Origin of the sequence: Empedobacter stercoris, assembly GCF_025244765.1 — a bacterium.
GTDB classification, from domain to species: domain Bacteria; phylum Bacteroidota; class Bacteroidia; order Flavobacteriales; family Weeksellaceae; genus Empedobacter; species Empedobacter stercoris.
Genome location: NZ_CP104209.1, coordinates 129,221 through 150,194, shown reverse-complemented (window position 1 = coordinate 150,194; position 20,974 = coordinate 129,221). Strand labels below are relative to the sequence as shown.

The 20,974-nt window shown below is 31.1% G+C and carries 20 protein-coding genes; 16 read left to right on the top strand and 4 right to left on the bottom strand.

The genetic code is table 11. The features are described from left to right. Positions 1–499: 499 nt before the first annotated feature. The 3 genes from NZD85_RS00710 to NZD85_RS00700 are packed head-to-tail and all read right to left on the bottom strand — an operon-like array spanning position 500 to position 4,052. Positions 500–1,270 carry a succinate dehydrogenase/fumarate reductase iron-sulfur subunit gene (locus NZD85_RS00710; RefSeq protein ID WP_171622202.1) on the bottom strand — a complete coding sequence of 257 codons (771 nt, stop codon included), beginning with the start codon at positions 1,268–1,270 and terminating at the stop codon, positions 500–502. Positions 1,271–1,330: 60 nt separating this feature from the next. Continuing rightward, the gene (locus NZD85_RS00705; RefSeq protein WP_225539516.1) at positions 1,331–3,343 is read right to left on the bottom strand and encodes a fumarate reductase/succinate dehydrogenase flavoprotein subunit; all 2,013 of its coding nucleotides are present in this window, start codon (positions 3,341–3,343) and stop codon (positions 1,331–1,333) included. A 16-nt stretch (positions 3,344–3,359) separates the two neighbouring features. Next, positions 3,360–4,052 carry a succinate dehydrogenase cytochrome b subunit gene (locus NZD85_RS00700; RefSeq protein WP_225539515.1) on the bottom strand — a complete coding sequence of 231 codons (693 nt, stop codon included), beginning with the start codon at positions 4,050–4,052 and terminating at the stop codon, positions 3,360–3,362. Between the two features lie 318 nt (positions 4,053–4,370). On the opposite strand from NZD85_RS00700, the gene NZD85_RS00695 reads away from it, so the two are divergent. The 8 genes from NZD85_RS00695 to NZD85_RS00660 all read left to right on the top strand — a co-directional run bounded on the left by NZD85_RS00695 (position 4,371) and on the right by NZD85_RS00660 (position 10,767). Further along, on the top strand, positions 4,371–4,871 hold the full coding sequence (locus NZD85_RS00695; RefSeq protein WP_171622205.1) for an RNA polymerase sigma factor: 501 nt from the start codon (positions 4,371–4,373) through the stop codon (positions 4,869–4,871). Then, positions 4,871–5,512: a hypothetical protein gene (locus NZD85_RS00690; RefSeq protein ID WP_260542746.1), complete on the top strand. Its 642-nt coding sequence runs from the start codon at positions 4,871–4,873 to the stop codon at positions 5,510–5,512. The genes NZD85_RS00695 and NZD85_RS00690 overlap by 1 nt, the downstream gene beginning before the upstream one ends. A 21-nt stretch (positions 5,513–5,533) precedes the next feature. Continuing rightward, positions 5,534–5,845 carry a hypothetical protein gene (locus NZD85_RS00685; RefSeq protein WP_260542744.1) on the top strand — a complete coding sequence of 104 codons (312 nt, stop codon included), beginning with the start codon at positions 5,534–5,536 and terminating at the stop codon, positions 5,843–5,845. Positions 5,846–5,897: 52 nt separating this feature from the next. Then, a complete protein-coding gene (locus NZD85_RS00680; protein WP_260542742.1) occupies positions 5,898–8,282 on the top strand; it encodes a TonB-dependent receptor in 2,385 nt (794 codons plus the stop codon). 7 nt (positions 8,283–8,289) lie between these two features. Then, positions 8,290–8,610 (top strand): hypothetical protein, encoded by a 321-nt coding sequence (locus NZD85_RS00675; protein ID WP_260542740.1) that lies wholly within the window; start codon positions 8,290–8,292, stop codon positions 8,608–8,610. A 47-nt stretch (positions 8,611–8,657) separates the two neighbouring features. Then, a complete protein-coding gene (locus tag NZD85_RS00670) occupies positions 8,658–9,110 on the top strand; it encodes a DUF4625 domain-containing protein (protein WP_260542738.1) in 453 nt (150 codons plus the stop codon). 97 nt (positions 9,111–9,207) lie between these two features. Then, the gene (locus NZD85_RS00665; RefSeq protein WP_171622211.1) at positions 9,208–10,062 is read left to right on the top strand and encodes an ATPase; all 855 of its coding nucleotides are present in this window, start codon (positions 9,208–9,210) and stop codon (positions 10,060–10,062) included. Next, entirely contained in the window at positions 10,063–10,767 is a 705-nt protein-coding gene (locus tag NZD85_RS00660) for a formyltransferase family protein (RefSeq protein WP_260542736.1), read from the top strand. Positions 10,768–10,842: 75 nt separating this feature from the next. Here NZD85_RS00660 and NZD85_RS00655 read toward each other — a convergent pair whose 3' ends face one another. Beyond that, a complete protein-coding gene (locus tag NZD85_RS00655) occupies positions 10,843–11,448 on the bottom strand; it encodes a DUF4126 domain-containing protein (RefSeq protein ID WP_260542734.1) in 606 nt (201 codons plus the stop codon). A 379-nt stretch (positions 11,449–11,827) separates the two neighbouring features. On the opposite strand from NZD85_RS00655, the gene udk reads away from it, so the two are divergent. The 8 genes from udk (at position 11,828) to NZD85_RS00615 (ending at position 20,973) form a co-directional block, all read left to right on the top strand. Beyond that, positions 11,828–12,454: a uridine kinase gene (gene udk, locus NZD85_RS00650; RefSeq protein ID WP_171622214.1), complete on the top strand. Its 627-nt coding sequence runs from the start codon at positions 11,828–11,830 to the stop codon at positions 12,452–12,454. Continuing rightward, a complete protein-coding gene (locus NZD85_RS00645; RefSeq protein ID WP_171622215.1) occupies positions 12,454–12,843 on the top strand; it encodes an FtsB family cell division protein in 390 nt (129 codons plus the stop codon). The genes udk and NZD85_RS00645 overlap by 1 nt, the downstream gene beginning before the upstream one ends. Next, positions 12,836–14,110 (top strand): methylmalonyl-CoA mutase family protein, encoded by a 1,275-nt coding sequence (locus NZD85_RS00640; RefSeq protein ID WP_225539509.1) that lies wholly within the window; start codon positions 12,836–12,838, stop codon positions 14,108–14,110. Before NZD85_RS00645 ends, NZD85_RS00640 begins: the two co-directional genes overlap by 8 nt. A 123-nt stretch (positions 14,111–14,233) precedes the next feature. Continuing rightward, a complete protein-coding gene (locus NZD85_RS00635) occupies positions 14,234–15,400 on the top strand; it encodes an RsmD family RNA methyltransferase (RefSeq protein ID WP_260542732.1) in 1,167 nt (388 codons plus the stop codon). A gap of 63 nt (positions 15,401–15,463) precedes the next feature. Further along, positions 15,464–17,641: an FUSC family membrane protein gene (locus NZD85_RS00630; protein WP_188319922.1), complete on the top strand. Its 2,178-nt coding sequence runs from the start codon at positions 15,464–15,466 to the stop codon at positions 17,639–17,641. Between the two features lie 130 nt (positions 17,642–17,771). Further along, positions 17,772–18,449: a hypothetical protein gene (locus NZD85_RS00625; protein ID WP_171622218.1), complete on the top strand. Its 678-nt coding sequence runs from the start codon at positions 17,772–17,774 to the stop codon at positions 18,447–18,449. A gap of 147 nt (positions 18,450–18,596) precedes the next feature. Continuing rightward, positions 18,597–19,976 carry a TolC family protein gene (locus tag NZD85_RS00620; protein WP_260542731.1) on the top strand — a complete coding sequence of 460 codons (1,380 nt, stop codon included), beginning with the start codon at positions 18,597–18,599 and terminating at the stop codon, positions 19,974–19,976. Positions 19,977–19,980: 4 nt separating this feature from the next. Next, entirely contained in the window at positions 19,981–20,973 is a 993-nt protein-coding gene (locus tag NZD85_RS00615) for an HlyD family secretion protein (RefSeq protein WP_260542729.1), read from the top strand. Position 20,974: the final 1 nt, after the last annotated feature.

The following is a 20,974-nucleotide window of genomic DNA, read 5'->3' as shown; positions in this document are numbered from 1 at the left end:
ATTAATTTTACATCAAGGAATTAATAATTATTCGTTCAGGACTTTAGAATACTTGAGTTGTTTTAAAACAGAACATTAAAATCAATAATTGTTTTTCCCATGAAAATAACGAAATTTTTAAGCCGACAGAGAATTTCCATTTAAAGGTGGAAGTTAATTCAAATCATTATCAAAAATTTCGGGAAGGATTTCAAGCAATTGAAATCCTTTTTAAACCAGACGTTCTTTTTAATTGATTTCGGCTCATAGTTTATATAAGACTTTATTATTAGTCATATATGAGTGTATATCATTTATTATTAAAAATAGATATTTGTTCTATTTATAAAATTCTTTTTTTATAATCATTTAGAAAGGACAAATTACAATGGACTTATTCAGAGGAAAGAATTTGACATTGCGAAGGATTTCAAGCAATTGAAATCCTTTTTTTATGCTTTTTAAAGCACAAAAAAAGAGAGACATATGCCTCTCTTTTATAAATATATATCAGAATGTATTATTCTTGTGATACAATTTTAGCAGATAAATACTCACGGTTCATACGTGCAATGTTATCTAAAGAAATTCCTTTAGGACATTCAACTTCACAAGCACCTGTATTTGTACAGTTACCAAAGCCTTCTAAGTCCATCTGAGCAACCATTTTCTGAGCACGACGAGCAGCTTCTACTTGTCCTTGAGGTAACAATGCGAATTGAGAAACTTTTGCTCCTACGAATAACATTGCTGATCCATTTTTACAAGTTGCAACACATGCTCCACAACCAATACATGTTGCAGCGTCAAACGCTTCATCTGCATTCATTTTGTTTACAGGAATATTGTTTGCGTCTACTGTACGTCCTGATGTGTTAATAGAAATGTAACCTCCAGCTTGTTGAATACGATCAAAAGATGTACGGTCTACAATTAAATCTTTGATTACTGGGAATGCAGCAGATCTCCATGGTTCGATGTATATCGTTTCACCATCTTTGAACTTACGCATGTGTAATTGACAAGTTGTAACACCTCTATCTGGTCCGTGTGCTTCACCGTTAATGAATAAAGAACACATACCACAAATACCTTCACGACAATCGTGGTCGAAAGCAACTGGCTCTTTTCCTTCCTCTACTAATTGCTCGTTTAATAAATCAAGCATTTCTAAGAAAGAAGAATCTGTAGAAACATCTTTTAAGGAATATGTTTCCATTTTTCCTTGAGCATTAGCGTTTTTTTGACGCCAAATTTTCAGCGTGATGCTGATTGTTTTTGATGATGCCATAATTCTATATGATATTTTGACATTTTGCTTGATCGTAAACTATCAAGCAAAATGATTTTATTATTTATAACTACGAGTTTTAAGCTCGATATATTTGTAATTCAACTCTTCTTTGTGTAAAACCTCTGCGTTAATGTCGCTTCCTTTGTATTCCCAAGCAGCAACATAAGCATAGTTTTCATCATCACGCATAGCCTCTCCTTCTTCTGTTTGATACTCTTCACGGAAGTGTCCACCACACGATTCGTTACGGTTAAGTGCGTCTATAGCCATTAACTGTCCTAATTCAAGGAAGTCAGCTACACGTCCTGCTTTTTCTAACTCAGTATTCATTTCGTTAGCCTCACCAGGCACTTTCACGTCACGGTAGAATTCTTCACGTAAAGCAGCAATTTCAGCAATCGCTTCTTTTAAACCTTCTGCGTTACGTGCCATACCTACTTTGTTCCACATAATGATTCCTAAACGTTTATGGAAACTATCTACTGTCTTAGTTCCTTTATTGTTTAAGAAGTGTTGAATTTGATCTTTTACAGCTTTCTCTGCTTCATCAAATTCAGGTGTATCTGTTGGGATTTTCCCTGTACGAATATCAGCTGATAAATAATCTGCTATAGTGTAAGGTAAAACGAAATAACCATCTGCTAAACCTTGCATTAAGGCAGAAGCTCCTAAACGGTTAGCTCCGTGATCAGAGAAGTTAGCCTCTCCAACTACGAAACATCCAGGGATTGTTGATTGTAAGTTGTAATCAACCCAAACACCACCCATTGTATAGTGAATTGCAGGATAGATACGCATTGGATTCTCATATGGATTCTCATCTGTAATTTTATAATACATTTGGAATAAGTTACCATATTTCTCTTCAATCCATTTTTTACCTAATTTTTCAATTTCAGCATCTGATGGATTTTGATCACCGTTTGCAAATGCAACTTCACGACCTTTTTTCTTAATTTCATCTGTAAAATCTAAGTAAACTCCTTCTCCTGTTTCGTTTGCTTCAATACCGTAACCAGCATCACAACGCTCTTTAGCAGCACGAGACGCAACGTCACGAGGAACTAAGTTACCGAATGCAGGATAACGTCTTTCTAAATAGTAATCTCTATCTTCTTCTTTGATATCGACTGCTTTCTTCTTACCAGCACGAATCGCCTCAGCGTCTTCTTTCTTTTTAGGAACCCAGATACGACCAGAGTTACGTAAAGATTCAGACATCAACGTTAATTTTGATTGATTTGTACCGTGAATTGGAATACAAGTAGGGTGAATTTGTACATAACATGGGTTAGCAAACAAAGCACCTTTTTTATGAATTTTCCAAGCAGAAGTTACGTTAGACCCCATTGCATTAGAAGACAAGAAATATACGTTTCCATATCCACCAGTTGCAATAACTACTGCGTGTGCAGAATGTCTTTCGATTTCACCAGTAATTAAATTACGAGCAATAATACCACGAGCTTTTCCATCTACAAGTACAATGTCTAACATTTCGTGACGATTATACATTTGGATGTGCCCTAAGTGAATTTGCTGATTCATTGCTGAATAAGCACCTAATAATAATTGTTGTCCTGTTTGACCTTTCGCATAGAAAGTACGAGATACTTGTACCCCACCAAAAGAACGATTATCTAATAAACCACCGTAATCACGTGCAAAAGGTACCCCTTGCATTACACATTGGTCGATGATATTACCTGAAACCTCTGCTAAACGATAAACGTTAGACTCACGAGCACGGTAATCACCTCCTTTGATTGTATCGTAAAATAAACGGTAGATAGAGTCGTTATCTCCTTTATAGTTTTTAGCAGCATTGATCCCTCCTTGTGCAGCAATAGAGTGAGCACGACGTGGAGAATCTTGGTAACAAAAAGCTTTCACTTTGTATCCTAACTCTGCTAAAGTAGCAGCAGCAGAACCTCCAGCTAAACCTGTACCAACTACAATAACATCAATTTTATCACGGTTATTTGGAGCCACTAAGTTTAAGTGAGCTTTGTGTTCGCTCCATTGTTTTGCGATATCTCCTTGTGGAGATTTAGAATCTAATATACTCATTCTTGATATTATTTAATTATTTAACAAAAAAATGGTAAACAGCGATGATAATGAAACCAGCTGGAATTAAAATAGAATACCATTTCCCGAAAGCTACAATTACAGGTGTATATTTGCTATGTTTTGCACCAATAGATTGGAATGCAGAAGCAAAACCATGTTGTAAGTGTAATGATAAAAATACAAAAGCAACAATGTAAATTACTAATCTTACAAACCCTAAAGCACCTTCTAATGAGAATACGTGACCTAAATGATCCATAAAGTAATTTCCTTGCGCAAACTCTGGATTTGGAGTAATGTAGTGATCCATGATTGTTGGAACCCAAAAATCATACAAGTGTAATAATAAGAAAACTAAGATTACAGATCCAGAAATAATCATATTTCTTGACATCCAAGTTGCATTTGCAGCACCATTATACTTTTGATAAGCAACTGGTCCACGAGCTTTCTTGTTTTGAGCCTCTAATACAAACCCCATTACAAAGTGGTAAACTACACCAATTAATAAGATAGGTTGCATTAAGTACTGAATAAAAGGGTTGTTACTCATGAAAGCCGAAACTTCATTGAACCCATTCGGATTAATTACAGATAACGCATTAATCACGAAATGCTGTAACAAGAACACGATCAAAAATAACGCTGAAAGCGCCATCGCGAACTTCCTACCAATCGACGATTTTAGTAATGATTCATTTGCCATAAAGCAATTCGTTTAATTTTTTAGATATTTCTACAAATTTAATCATCCCTCTACTCTAATCACAATGAAATATATCATTTCATTAACATAATAGTTAGTTTAGAATCATTCTTAGTTATTTAGCAAATTTTTAACAATTAAAAAAAATATTGTGTAATCAATAATTATTCTCTATACTTGCAATAGAAAAGTAGAACAACTTTTCATAGGTTTAAGTTAGTTAGGTTAATCCTCTTATAGCAATATAAGAGGATTTTTTATTTTTGGTTGTAACATTTCAATTTTTTATACTACATATAAAGTCAACAAAGCAATAGTTTGGACAATAAAGCAAAAATTTTCACTGAATTAATCGAGAAAAATCAAGGAATAATCCACAAGGTTTGTCGTATTTATACAGACGACAAAGACTCTCATGACGATTTATTTCAAGAAATTGTTTTGCAATTATGGCGTTCATACGATTCATTTAAAGGCGATTCTAAATTTAGCACATGGATGTATCGGGTTAGTTTGAATACCGCTATTACTTTAATTAGAAAGAAATCAAAATCAAACGAAACTGACCTAAACGAAACGCATTTTATTCATTTAAAGTCAGAAGAAAAAGACGAATTCTTAGAAGAACGCATCACCCTATTGTATGCTGCTATTCGTCTATTAAATGATGTAGAAAGAGCTTTAGTTCTCCTCTTTTTAGAAGATTTACCTTATAAAGATATTGCCGAAACTTTAGGAATTTCAGAAGTGAATGCGCGTGTAAAAATGAATCGTGTGAAGATTAAATTAAAAGAAATAATGTCTAAAATGGAACAATAATGGAGTTAGATGACTTAAAATCAATTTGGGGTTCCATCAAGGAAGAAGAAAAATTTGATCAAAATCAAATTTTTCAAATGTTAAAAAAGAAATCATCAACAACAATAAAATGGTTGTTTATTTTCACGTTTTGTGAATTCATCCTTTTTCTTGTTTACAATGCTTATGTCTTAATTTCGGGGAAAAATTTTTTTAATAATGATGTCAAATCATTAGTTGAAGAGAAAACGATTACCAATTATGAAATTGCATCAGTTTTTAGTATAGTCATTACATTCGGATTTTTGGTCATGGCTTATCGTTACTACAAGAAAATAAATCTAAATCAATCTGTTGTTGATTTAATGAAAAACATCATCTCTTTCCGTCGATTAGTCAATTTATTTATTCTTTTTACCGTTTTGAGTTTGATTGTTTCCTCTGCACCGTTTTATTACGAATTAGGTCAATCTATTTATTTAGCAAAACATGTAAATGACATTCAACCTCTTACAGATAACGCCTCTCTTTACGGATGGATTGCTATCATAACAGCTGTTACATTTATCGTAATTATAGGGACTATTTATTATGGAATTATTTATTTTCTATTTTTAAGAAAACTTCAACAAAACTTAAAAGAATTGAGAGAAATGAAATAAAATAGTATTTTTGCAAGAGAAATGAAAAAATTCATCCAATATACCATGCTAATGATTTCACTGTTTATGACAGTGTATCAATCTGCGCATATATTGGAACACGCTTTCAATGAAGAGCACAAAGAATTAAAAGAGCAATTCTCTAACGTACACAATCACAGCTGTACAGTCTGTCATTTCAATCAGCATTTTATCGAAAATGATTCAGAAATCGAATTATTTCAATGGTCGATATCATTCATTCAAAAAGATAAAACACTTTACACAACTCGTGTAAAACAAACAGTATTACTTACTCAAAAAAGCCTTCGAGCACCACCCTATATAATTTAATTTCAGTAAAAAACCATCCTTATTTTTTTAACGTTATTAAATTATTGTATTTATGTCAATCAACATACAATGTAGTATTGTAGCTACATTTTTGTGCGGATCTGTGTTTGCGCAAAATATTTTCGAAGGTCAAATTATTGATAAAAACCAACAACCAATTCCTTTCGCAACCTTATATATTAACAACGATGAATATCATGCAAATGCTGAAGGAAAATTCAAAATAGAAAATTTAAATCAAGGGCAATACCAAGTGCAAATTGATGAACAAGGTTACGAACCTTTTTCGCAAAACATCACATTTGATAAAAATCAAAAAATTGTCTTTACCCTTACATTTCACAAAGCATACAATTTAGATGAAGTAACTGTTTTGGGACATCATCACGATTTTTCGACTGCAAATATTCAACGTGTCGATCAATCCTATATTCAAGAAAACTATGCAGGATCTTTAGCCAAATCATTAGAAAATATGGCTGGAATTAACGCTTCTGGAATTGGGTCTTCAGCGTCAAAACCAATCATCCGAGGACTTGGTTTCAACCGATTAATTGTTGCTGAAAATGGAGTTAAACAAGAAGGTCAACAATGGGGAGCTGATCATGGTTTAGAGATTGATGCGCTAAATATTGAAGATATTGAAGTCATAAAAGGACCTGCTGCGTTGGAGTACGGAAATGAAGCTATTGCAGGAGTTATCAAAATAAATAACAATAATTTACCCGCAAAACATTCGCTTTCTGGAGAAACAAAAGCATTGTATCAATCGATTAATGATAATATTGGAATTGGATTTAATTTAAAATCTCGTGGAAATCATTTTTTCTACAAAATAAAAGGTTCTTATTCAGATTATGCCGATTACAAAACAACAACAGATCGCATTTATTACCTCAATCGGTATTTACCAATTTACAACAAACGAGTAAAAAATACGGCTGGACAAGATTTTAATGCAGAAATACAAACTGGTTATATTGGCGAAAAATTTCGCTCGATTTTAACTGTTTCTAATGTTAACCAAAAGATTGGGTTTTTCCCTGGTTCGCACGGAATTCCATCTATTGATCGCTTAAAAGATGATGGAAATAACCGAAATATCGAATTTCCTTATCAAAAAGTAAATCATTTCAAAGTAATTTCTGAAAATGAATTCCGCTTAAACTCGAAAGATGTTCTGAAATTTCTGGGTAGCTACCAAAATAATCGTCGACAAGAAGTAAGTGCTTTTCATACACATTACGCAAATCAACCAGCTCCTTTATTAAATCCGAATTTAGAATTAGATTTTAATCTTTCTACTTACGATTCTCAATTAAAATTTGAACATAATCACAGTAAAAATTTCAAGACGATAATTGGTGCTCAAGCGCAAATTCAGGTAAATAATATTAGTGGATACAATTATTTATTACCAAAATATGATCGAAACATTTTTAGTGGATTTCTGATTGAAGAATTCAAAAAAGGAAATACATGGAAAGTAACTGCTGGTTTACGTTATGATTATTCTACTTTTAAATCTGAAGGCTATTTTGATGAATTTTTATACAATTATTTAATCGAAAAAGGAAACTCAACAGGCATAGCAGATTATTATGCCAATCGTAGTAAGTCCATCGATCGTAATTTTAGCAATTTGAATGGAATGATTGGTGCAACTTTTCAACCTAATCAACAATGGGATTTCAATTTAAATATTGGAACAAATTTCCGTTTACCAACAGCTATCGAATTAGGTTCTAATGGAATTCATCACGGAAGTTTTAGACACGAGCGCGGTGATGACAATTTGGATGTTGAAAAAGGAATTGCATTCGACTTTAAATCCGTTTTTCATAAAAATGACTGGGATATATCGGTAAGTCCTTATTTATATTATTTCAGTAATTACATTTTCTTGAAACCTTCGGGACAATTTTCTATACTTCCTCATGGCGGACAAATTTATCAATATACGCAAAGCAAAGCGTTATTAACTGGTTTTGAATTTGAAGTTCGTAAAAAAATCAATGAAAACTTTGATGCAAATGTTGTCTACGAATATTTGTATAACCGACAAATTACTGAGAATAAAAAGTTAGGAAATTATCTTCCTTTTACGCCTGCGAATAATGTGTTTGGACAAGTTAATTATAAAGTCAATCAAAATATCGGATTTTTAGATGAGTTGAGCTTTTTTGTAAATGGAAAATATACCTTTGAGCAAGATAAAATTGCACAAAACGAAGATCTTACTCCAAGTTATTTTTTAGTTGGCATTGGAGGAAAAACGAAACTTAAATTCAATAATTTTCATGCAAATTTAAGTGTTCAAGTTTCTAATTTATTCAATAAAAACTATTACAATCACACCAGTTTTTATCGTGCTTTACAATTACCAGAACAAGCTCGAAACATACAAATTATGGTCGGAATTCCGTTCGGAAAATAGTTTATACATGAAAAAGAGACAGCCATTTTTTGGACTTTTCTTTAGTATTATTCTTTTTTCGATACCGATTTTTAATCAATTACATTTTTCTTTAATCGATCATTCGCCAGAAATTTCGAATCAAAAGAAAGAAATTATTCATCATCAGTGTAATCATTTTATATTTTATACAATTTTTATTGATACTCATGATGATCCTAAAGTTGAAGTAAAACTTAACGAAGAATTTTACAAAAAAGAAAGTTTTGAACAAGTAGAAAAAATTGAAATTTCTACAATTGAATATCATTTTACACGAGGACCACCTCAAGATTTTGTTTATAAATAAATCAACTAAAATCTTAAAATAACTATTCAAATCAAAAAAATAAAACAATGAAAAACACAATTTTAAAATACATATTCGTTTCAATCGTCGCATTATTCGTTACGTCTTGTTCATCAGATGACTCTTCATTAGATACAACAAAACCAGAAATTAATTTGATTGCTCCAATAGATCATGATGAATTTCATTTAGGGGAAACCTTTACAATTGATGCAATTTTGAAAGATAATATAGAATTAGGTGCTGTAAAAATTGAAATTCATTCTGCGGAAGACGGACATGAACATAGAACAGCAAATGTTAATTGGACGTATGATGCGGAAGAGGCTATTCCGGCAGGAAAAACCGAGCACACATTAAGTCATCAAGTAAATATTCCTGCAGAAGGAATTACAGAAGGGCATTATCACTTAGGATTATTCTTAATTGATCGCGCCGGAAATCAAACACAATCCTTTATCGAAATCGTTGTAGGTGAAGATCACGATCACGAACATTAAAATAATTTTAGAAACGCTCGAAATTTCGAGCGTTTTTTTATGTCTATTGTTAAAAGAATGTTACTTTAGCAATCCTCAATTATATCAAAACTAAAAAATGATTGCAATAGCGGATAGCGGTTCTACTAAAACAGATTGGGTGATTTTAGATAGTAACCTGAATGAAGTGTTTAGAACAAATACAATCGGATTTAACCCATATTTTGTAACAGCTGAAGATATTACTGCTGAATTACAAAAAAATGAAGATTTTGCACCTGTTGCAAATGAGTTTACGAAAGTCTTTTTTTACGGAGCTGGAACTTCGAGTGAAGCGATGTACGAAGTCATAAAAAACGGATTAAATAATTTCTTCCCTAATGCAGAACTGGTTGTTGACCATGATTTATTAGCTGCTTGTTATGCTACGTACATGGGAAAACCTGCAATGGTTTGTATCTTAGGAACAGGATCTAATTCATGTTATTTTGATGGAACAACTTTACGTGAAGAAACAAAATCTTTGGCTTACATCTTAGGAGACGAAGGTTCTGGAAATGATTTAGGTAAACGAGTATTACGCGCTTTCTATACAAAAAAAATGCCACCGCATTTGGCAAAAGCGTTTGATGATTATTACAAATTATCTGTAGAAGAACTAAATAAAAATGTATATCAAAACAAATTTGCAAATACCTATTTAGCTTCCTTCAATAAATTTGTGGTTGAGCATAAAAATGACCCATTTATTCAGAAAATTATTTATGATGCAATGTCTTCTTTTATTGAATATCAAATTATGCCTTATGAAGAAGCACGTCATTCCGAATTAAATTTTATTGGTTCTATCGCTCACATATACGAAGATGTTATACGTTCTGTTGCTGCTGAATATCACTTAACTGTAGGACATATCATTAGAAAACCGATTGACAACGTTGTGGATTATCACAAAAAATATTTAATTAAATAAATGATTTCTCAACCAAAAATTGCGATAATTTCTTACAACACGCCTCATCGTAAAACGCAAGATGTTTTAACTGGCCTGAAAGCAAAAGGTTATCAAAATATAAAAGTATTTGCACTACCATTTGTACAACGCGAAAATCCCTTCAAACCCATTTACCAACATCGTCCAAGTAAGGCTATACAGGTAGATCCAATTGAATTTTGCAAAAATTTCGGATACGAATTTGATTTAACAACTGCTGATACCTTAAATCGCCAATTAAATGATTTTGAAGCTAACTTTGTCATCATAGCTGGTGCAGGTTTATTACCAGATGAATTGGTCGAAAATCATAAAATCATCAATACACATCCAGGTTTTTTACCTTTGACAAGAGGTTTAGATTCACTAAAATGGGCAATTACAAAAGGTGTAGAAATTGGTGTAACTACCCACTTTGTCGATACAGAAGCAGATGCAGGTTTTTTGATTGAACAACAGCATATTCCGGTTTATGAAAATGATACTTTTCATTCGGTTGCTTATCGTCAATATGAAATCGAAATTGAAATGTTAATAAATTCGATTGAAATAATTCCGACCCTTTCAAAATTCAAATCACTTTCTTCAAACAAGTTTGAAGCGACAAGAAGAATGCCTAAAGTAATTGAAGAAAACCTAATGCAAGCGTTTGAAGGTTACAAAGAAAAATATAAAATAGTTTAACCTATTGATTAAAATAAACTAAAAAGGTTTACTCAAAATTTTGAATAGACCTTTTTTTATTCCTTAATATTTATTTTACAATTCTTCTGCTAATAATTGCTCTCCTTTTTTTTGAACACTTTTATATGCTCTATAACAAACATATAATATAAACAATACAAAAATAAACGCTAATGGCGCTAATACAATTGCTGTAATACTTAATACAATAGAACTAAAAGTTTCACCTGTATTAACCAAAAAATTACCAGCACCAGCAGTTGTAGTAGTTGAAACTGCTCGTGCAGCAGCAGTAGTTCCGCTAATCGCTGCCGCAGTTCCACCACCAGCTATAATTGCTAAAGCCCAAGTTGCTACCTCATTCATTTCTGGTAACGTTATGCCAACCGCGATCGTTCCTGCAATCCCTGCCAAAGGTACCGCTACGGTATCTAAAAGATTATCAATAATTGGAATATAATAAGCCCCAATTTCAACCAACATCGCTACACCAAGCGTAATCAACGCTGGTGTACTTCCTATCCACATCCAACTATCATCAAGATTAATAAAACTTCCGCCAAATTTCACCACTAAACTTAAAACAAATAATGGTAAAAAAATCCTAAAACCAGCTGCAGCAGCCAATCCAATTCCGAGAAATAAAGAGAAAACAGTAGTCATTGATAATAAATCATTCATAGTATAGTATTTTATATAGTTCTGATTTAATAAATATAACAATAAAAAAGATAAAGTTTTTATTTTTTTTCTTTCCTTTGCATTCGATTAAGAAAAACCAAGTGCTACAAAGTACTTTTATTTTGTAATTAAGTCTAAATGTTTGAAGTACATCTAAATAATCGATTAATAACTCAACCTATATTGAAGTGGATTGATCATTATTTCTTTTCACAAAATCAATCAACCAAAACTTTTTCACGACACCCTTTAATATTTTGCAAGAATCCATTTCTTTTTATTTTAATTTCTAATAAGAAAATTTTATCTTTAAGGAAATTTTATGAGAACTCTTGCAATGGAAATATCAAACGAAATAAAAAATAATAATAAAACAAAAATGCTGGTAATAGGAATTGCAGGAGGTACAGGATCGGGAAAAACGACCGTTGTAAACAATATTTTGAGAGATCTTAACGCTGAAAGTGTCATCGTTATTTCTCAAGATAATTATTATAAAGATCATCCTGAATTATCATTTGATGAACGTTCTAAAATAAATTTCGATCATCCAAGATCTATTGATTTTGAATTGTTAAAAGAACATGTTGCTTTACTTAAAAATGGAGTTTCAATCGAGCAACCTGTTTATTCGTTCATTACGCATAGTCGCAAAGAGGAAACAATATTGACACATCCTCAGTCTGTTATTATCGTAGAAGGAATTTTGGTACTTACAGATCCAGAATTACGCGATTTGTTTGATGTAAAAATCTTTGTTCACGCAGATTCTGACGAAAGATTAATTCGCCGTGTACGCCGTGACATACAAGAACGCGGTCGAGATTTGGATGAAGTTTTAACGCGTTATCAAAAAACACTGAAACCAATGCATCAACAATTTATCGAACCTTCTAAAAACTATGCAGACATTATTATTCCAAATATGAAAAAGAAAAATTCTGTCGCAGTAAAAGTTTTATCAACTGTAATTAAAGAAAAACTTAACTCAAAAACTGCTGTATAATGAAAGAAAAATCGGAAGAAATCTTTGACGAAGAGCTAATACCAGAAGTGCCGAAAAGAAAAATTAAAGATACTTTTGTCTTCAAATTTGTTTGGAATCGTTACTTTATATTAACGGTATCGTTTGCTATTTGGATGATTTTTTTCGATCAAAACTCTTTTTTCGTACATCGCGAGTTAGATAAACAAATCAAATTATTAGAGGTTGATGAACAATATTACCAAGAACATTTGGATAAAGAAACAGAGAAATTAAATCAATTAAATAGTAATCCTGCTGAAATAGAACGCATCGCAAGAGAAAAACATTTCTTGAAAAAAGATGATGAAGATATTTTTATCATTCAGCAAGAGAAAATTGAGAAGCCACAAAATAAAGAAAATGAATAAATTATTTCAAGATTTCGATACGATTTCTGAAAAAGAATGGAAAAATAAAGTTCAAGTAGAACTGAAAGGATTAGAATATAATGAAACGTTGGTTTGGGGAACAAATGACCAAATTAACGTTAAACCATTGTATACAAAAGATGATGTTGATTATTCAACTATTCAACCATTACCAAAATCTTCTAAAGATTGGAAAATAATTTCAAAATATACGGGAAATAAAAATCAAGATTATAGCTTTTTATATGGTTATTTGATCAATCAAAAAGAAGCAAATTCTACGTTAGATCTTCCTAATTACTTGGATTTATTTATTCAGTATGATGGCTCATCAGCTTTAAAATCTCTTGAAAAACTTCCGAATTTAAAATATTTGGATATAGATCCTTATGGTTATTTGGCTCAAAATGGCTTGTGGCAAAATGATTCTGAGAATGCAACAAAAGAATTGATAAAAGAAGCTTTAGCTTTAGAAAATTTCGAAAAAGTAATTTCAATTCAAGGAGATATTTATCAAAATGCAGGAGCAAATCATGTACAACAAATTGCGATTACACTTGCACATGCTGTCGAATATTTAGAGAACTTTGGTGCTGATGTTGCTGATAAAATCTATTTTAAATTTGCTGTAGGAAGTAATTATTTCTTCGAAGTGGCAAAATTAAGAGCGTTCCGTTTTTTGTGGAAAATGATTTTAGAACAATACAATAAAGAAAGTGAAGCCTTTGTTTTCACCTCAACTTCTGATCGTAATAAATCTAAATTAGATATTTACAACAATGTTATTCGTTCTACTGTAGAAGCCTCTTCTGCTATTTTTGGTTCGAGTGATGCTGTTTTTGTAGGTGCTTATGATGAATTAAATAACGAATCTGATTTTGGGTTAGAATTAGCAGCAAAACAACAATTGTTATTGCAAAAAGAATCCTATTTAAATCAATTTGCTGATCCTGCTGCAGGTTCTTTTTATATTGAAACCTTAACAAACCAAATGGCAGAAAATGCATTAGAATTATTCAAAACAATTCAAACTGCAGGTGGATTTATTAAAGCCTTACAAAGCGAAACCATTCAAGATTTTATTTATACAAGTGCGAAAAAAGAACAAAAAGATTTTGATGAACAGATTATCAAATTGATTGGTGTAAATAAGTTTAGAAACCCTTCTGATGTCATTGAAAAAATGCCAAAAGAAAAAATAGTTAAACCAGCTCTTTTTATTCCTATTGTACCAACTCGTTTAGCAGAAAAAGAAGAAAATAAATAAATTTCGCAAATGAAATTGACAAGCAATTTCATTCCGAACAAAATAATAATAAGACTTCAGTATCCTTGTGTTACTGAAGTCTTGTTTTTGATAAAACATTAGCTTATTTCTAAAAAAATCGTTTTGAATCAAAATATTTTAACACAAGAATTTCAAGATTATTTAAAAATAATCGAGCAAGAAGATTTCAAATCTATTGGTTTAAAAAAATCGTTATTTGATGGTATTTCTTCGGCAGAAATTGCACAACAATTAAAAGGAATTCAAGTAGCAAAACATAAATTACCAACACTTTATTCGACAAAAAACATTTATTTTCCGCCATCTATCAATTTAGAACAAGCAAGCTCTGAAGCTGCTGCAAATTATAAATCGAGTTTGGTTAAAGGAAAAACATTAATCGATTTGACCGCGGGTTTTGGAATTGACACCATGGCTTTTGCTAAAAATTTCGAAAAAGTATATCATATCGAACAAAATCCAGAATTAAGTGAAATTGTACAACATAATGCACAAATTTTAGCTCCAAATTTAGAAACATACACTGGTACTTTTCAATCATTTTTTGAAACCAATCCTGAATCTAAGTTTGATGTTATTTATCTTGATCCAGCCCGAAGAAATTCGAGTGGAAGAAAATTTATTTTAGAAGATTTAGAGCCAAATATTTTAGAATGGATGCCAACTTTTTTCGAGAAATCTAATAAAATCATCATCAAGCTTTCTCCATTATTGGACATCACTTCTACCCTACAGCAAATTGATTCCATTTCAGAAATACATATCGTTGCTTTAAAAAATGAAGTGAAAGATTTTCTACTGATTATTGATAAAAATTGCTCCACTAAAAATCCTTTGATTAAAGCAATTAATTTAGAAAGTAATCAACCTGAATTTTCATTCAACTTTGAAGACGAATACAATTCTAATGCAAATTTTGGAACAGTACAACAGTATATTTACGAACCAAATGTTGCTATTCTAAAAACGGGCGCTTTCAAATTATTGAGCGAAAAATTTAATTTGCATAAATTACATCAAAACACCCATTTATATACGTCTAATGAACTTTTGAACGAATTTCCTGGAAAAATATATTCAGTGGAAAAACACATCAATCATCCTAAAAAAGAAATTATAAAATCTAAAGCTAATCTTTTGGTAAAAAACTATAACCAAGCAATAGATATTGTCAAAAAGAAATTTAAAATAACAGATGGTGGTGAAACAACATTAATTTTTACACAAAGTATATATGGTTTTCATATTCTAAAAACTTCGCGTGTTTAGTTGGGTTTCGAGAAAAGTTGTGCTAATTTTATACAACAATTTTACAACCCTATAATTTTGCATTTGAAACTTAAGAATAAAATCGAAAACTTTATATATGGAGAAGCGCTTTCTGATGGTTTAAAAACCTCTTTGGCGATTATCATACCTCCTATAGTCGCAAGTTTTTTTGGCGATTTGTATGCTGGTGTTACAATAAGTCTTGGCGCAGTTTTAGCACACATGACAGACACTCCTGGTCCATTCAAAGAACGTCGAAACTTGATGTGGCTTTCCGTTTTATTAATTTTTATTGTTTCATATTTAACAAAAACGATTAATAATTTTCCAATTTTATTAGGAATTTGTTTAACGATTATCGTATTCTTTTCTAATATGTTAACCGTTTGGGGACAACGTCTAAGTGCACTCGGAATGGTCATCATGATGTCGATGGTGATGAATATGAACGACTTGAGACAAGAATTAACTCCATTACATACTGCCTTATACGTTACTGCTGGTGCGGCATGGTACACTATTTTTAGTTTAGCGATTAGTACATTTCGTCCCTACAGAATGGCGCAACAAAATCTTGCTGATGCCATGATTCATATTTCGGAATACATCCGAATTAAAGCTTCTATGTTTGATAAAGATTCTAATTATGATGACATTGTCCAAAAACTTATTGACGAACATGTTGTCATTAATGAAAAGCAAAATTTGGTCAGAGACTTAGTTTTTACCAATAAAAAATTGGTAAAAGACCAAACACCAATCGGACGATCGATTGTTTTTATGTTCTCAGATTTAATGGATATTTTCGAAAATATTACTGCAACTCAATACGATTATGTCAAAATTAGGGAAGTATATGGCGATACAAAGGCGATGCGCAAAATTTATAATATGATGAATAAATTAGCGCACGAACTAAAAATGATTGCTTATCATATCAATTCGAACAAACGTCCTAAAAAACCTTCTTTTGATTTTGATGCTGAATTAAAAAAGATTGATGACGCAATAAAAGAATTGTATGCTGAAGGCAAAAAACCTATCGTTTTATCCAAAATTTATATCAATCTAAAACAAGTTGTTTATAAAATAGAATTTATTCATAAATTCTTTTACGATGATTCTTTTACCGAAAAAAAGAAAAATCCGTTGGATCATGCAGAGCATTTTCAACCAACAGTCGATTATTCGTTCGGAAAAATAAAAGATCATCTCAACCTAAAATCTTCTATTTTCAGACATGCTATTCGTTCCTCTATTGTCATGCTTTTAGCATATTGTATAACATTTATTATTCCCATGACCTATCACAGTTATTGGCTATTAATGACTGTTCTTGTTATCTTAAAACCTGGTTTTAGCGTGACAAAAAAGAGAAACTTACAGCGTTTAAAAGGAACTATTTTTGGTGGATTAATCGGAATTTTAATCCTACTTATTTTTCCACAACTATCTGTACGATTTGTATTGATGTTATTCTTTATGTTAATGGCGTATACATTCATACGTCACAAATATGCTGTTGGCACCTTTTATTTAACAGCTTACATCTTGATTTCGTTTAGTTTTTATTCGCAAAAAGATTCACTTTATATCATACAAGAACGAACAATAGATACATTAGTTGGTGGTTTAATGGCCTTTATTTCATGCTACATTATTTTACCTTCTTGGGAAAAAAATAACATGAATGAATATATTCAAAAAGCGTTAATTGCTAATTACGAATTTGTTTTTCTTATTTTTAAAAAATTAGCTGATAATGACGTTACCACAACAGATTATAAATTAGCGCGTAAAGACGTGTTTATTGCAATGGCAAATATCAATTCAGTTTTTCAACGTGTCATTTCAGAACCAAAAGATAAACAAGAAAATGCAGATGATTTGAATAAATTTACCATTTTCAATCAATCATTTGTATCCTATTCACTTGGATTAGTGAAAATTCTAAAGAAAAACAACTCGGTTATTTTAACTTCCGAACACATACGATTAATGAAAAAAATATTGCAATTATTACTTCAAAATATTCGACTTTATGGTGAATATGAAACCGAAAATTTACCCAAAACAATCGAGTTTAAAGAAAAAACAATTGCATATACTGAAATCGAAACGGAGGCTTTACAAAATGACTCTGAGTTGATTGAAGATTTACTTGAGTATTTGTACGAAATCTCTTACGATTTCACGAAAGTTGGACATGTTTTTGTAAAAGAAAAACCGTTAAAAGAATAAATATAATTTAACTATTCAAAATCTAAAATCATACGTTATAACTACCTTTTTTTGTTCAATAAAAAATAATTTTAAAAAAAACATACTAAAACATTATTAATCACTATATTTAAAGAGTAAAGGTTGGTATATGAAAAAAATAGTTTATTTCGCGATAGGAAGCTTGTTTATAATGCAATCTTGTGAGCAAAAAAAAGAAGCTCCAAAAGAATTAGCTGTTAATACAACAACTACGTACGAGAGTGCCTTAGATGTTCCTGTGAGTAAAGTTGGTGTGGTAATTAATATTGATACTGTTGGATTTTTTAATCATAATTCTCAAGAATTAAACCATAATATCGATTCAAAATCAATCCAAAATCAATTGATACAATTAAATTCGAAAGTTGACATCATTAAAATAATTCGTGAAAAAGCAATCAAAATTTTAGACGATCATCAATATGATTATCAAATAATTGATAAATTTGACAATAAAAACGTACCAAACGAATTAATTACACAAGAAAATGTTCATTTAGTTAAATTTGATAACTTGAAAAATTTAATATCTCAAGATGATTTAGTCGTTATCAATGTAAAATCTGGTTTGGATTTTGATCCCGAAAACAAACTAAAATACATTGCTAAAACCTATGTTTATATCAATATTTTAGACTTAAAAAACAATTCGTTAAAATATAGCGAAACAATTGGAGGAACTAAATACATTGAGGAGACAATCAAACAAGGATCAATAGATTATTTAGAGAAAATGATGAAAGAATCGTTAAACGAGACCTTAAATATAATTGATAATAAATATTAAATACATTGAACTATGCGCCAATTATGTTGGCAATTATTGGAAGTCCTGAACCTTTAAAAAGTTTCAGGATTTTTATTTTTAATCATATTCTAATACTAGTTTTTATTCATGGTATATTTTTTGTTAATTTTATGCCAAAATTGAGCAATGCCTATCCATCGATATTATAGTTATTTCGTTCTTATCTCTTCATTTTCTTTTGGTCAACAACTAATTGACCCTCAACTAAAACTACCTGTTGAAAAAGCAATTGAATCAAGTTACAATTTAAAAAATAAACAACTCGAAGTTGATAAAAACAACTCTAAATATGATGAAATAAAAGGTAAACAAAAACCAAGTTTGTCTGCAATTGCTTTGGGAAGTTATTTAAATTCGAACGGAACAATTGATATTCCTACAAAATCTATTGATCTTATTTCGACCGAATTATTTGCAGGAAATCAAAGATTTAATACCTCAACTGGATTATTTACAATTGGTATAAATGCATCTCAAGTCATTTTTTCAGGATTGCAAATACCAAATGCTTTAAACGCTATTCAAGAAAAAAGCGTAGCTTTAGATTACTTAAAAGATGCAGAAAAAGATGTCATAACAAAGGACATTTTACAAACTTATGATCAATTGATGTTGATACAAAAAGTAGAAGAATTGATTTCAAATTCTGCAAAACGTTTAGATAAAGAACATCTTAAAGTTCAGAAAGCAATTCAAAACGGTTTGGCAATACCATATGATCGTGAAAAAATAAAATTAGCATTGCTCGAGTTAGAGGCTCGACAAGTTGAAGTAAATGGAAGCCGACAATTACTTTACAAGAAATTAGAAACATTAACACATTTATCGATAGAAGATTTACAACAAATAGAGTATGAACTTACTCCTATCCATATAATTTCGGCTGAGTATACATTAGAAAATAAAAAAGAGTTGAAAGCGCTTGAACATTCAATAAAGGCTTACGAATTTTTGTACAAGAAAGAAAAAGGTTCTCATCTTCCACAAGTTTTCGCTTTCGCAAATACCAATTACACTTCTATTTTTGGAAGTCGTTTCAAGTTAAAAGATGTCGGTTTATTAGGCGATGTCAATCTAAAAATGAATCAATTTACATTATTCCCAAATATTTTGATTGGAATTGGTGCAAAATGGGAATTATTAGATGGTGGTCAACATAAAAATAGATTAGCGCAAGCTAAAACAGATATCTTAATTAATGAAAATAAATTGAAAGATTCGCAAGAAAAACTACACCTCTTATTAAGTAAAAATAAGATTGATTACGAAACTTCTACTGAAAAATTGAAAGTAAATAATCAACAAAATACCATTGCAACAAATAATTTAGAAATCGCTTCAAGACGATTTCAAGAAGGATTAATAGATGTTACCGAGCGTTTGGATGCTGAAAATGATTATTACAAAGCCAATCTGGGTTATTATGCTCAAATTATAGATCAACGCTCTAAAACCTATGAATTACTACAAACTTCTGGTGAATTATTTAATCAAATCTCAAATTAAAATCATGAAAAATACCTTATACTATATTTTTGCATTAAGCGGACTAATACTTTTTTCGAATTGTACATCTACTGATAAAGAAAATAAATCAACCGAAGAAACTGTTTTTCAAGGAAAAATTGAACGTGATCAAATTACAGTTGTCACAAAAATACCAGGTAAAATAGATCAAATATTGGTTCACGAAGGCGATGAAGTAAAAAAAGGACAAACACTTTTTGTTTTACAATTACCAGAAGTTGATGCCAAAAAAAGTCAAGCCGAAGGTGCTGTAAATTCAGCTGAAGCGCAATATGAAATGGCAAAAAAAGGTGCGACAGATAATCAATTGAAACAATTACGTGCAAAAGTTGCTGGCTTGAAAGAGCAATTAGATTATGCTGAAAAATCGAATCATCGACTAAAAAATATGCTTCGTGATAGTCTTGTACCGCAACAAAGTTACGATGAAGTTTATGCAAAATATCAAGGTGCAAAAAATCAATATTTAGCCGCAAAAGCCGAATTAGCTGATGCCGAAAATGGAGCTCGTGTTGAGCAACAACAAATGGCTTTGGGACAAAGAGAACGTGCATTAGGTGCTTTGCAAGAGATTGATGTTGCAGAAGCAGAAAGATACATCAAAGCGCCACAAAATATGACAATCGAAACAATTAATCTAAAAATAGGAGAATTAGCATTGGCTGGTTATGCTATAGCGAACGGAATTCTGGAAGAAACTACATTTTTTAGATTTACCATTCCTGAAAATAAAATTAGTCAACTTCAGAAAAATCAAATTGTCAATTTAAAGATTCCTTATAAAAATAATTTAGAACTCAAAGGTAAAATTGTTTCGATAAAAGCGCTGAATTCCTATGCAAACATCTCGACTGCTTATCCAGATATTGATCAGCAACAATCCCTATATGAAGTAAAAGTAGTTCCTGTTGATAACAAACAAGCTGCTCAACTCTTGACAAAAGCAACTGTTATTTTGGATCTTAACACTAAATAAA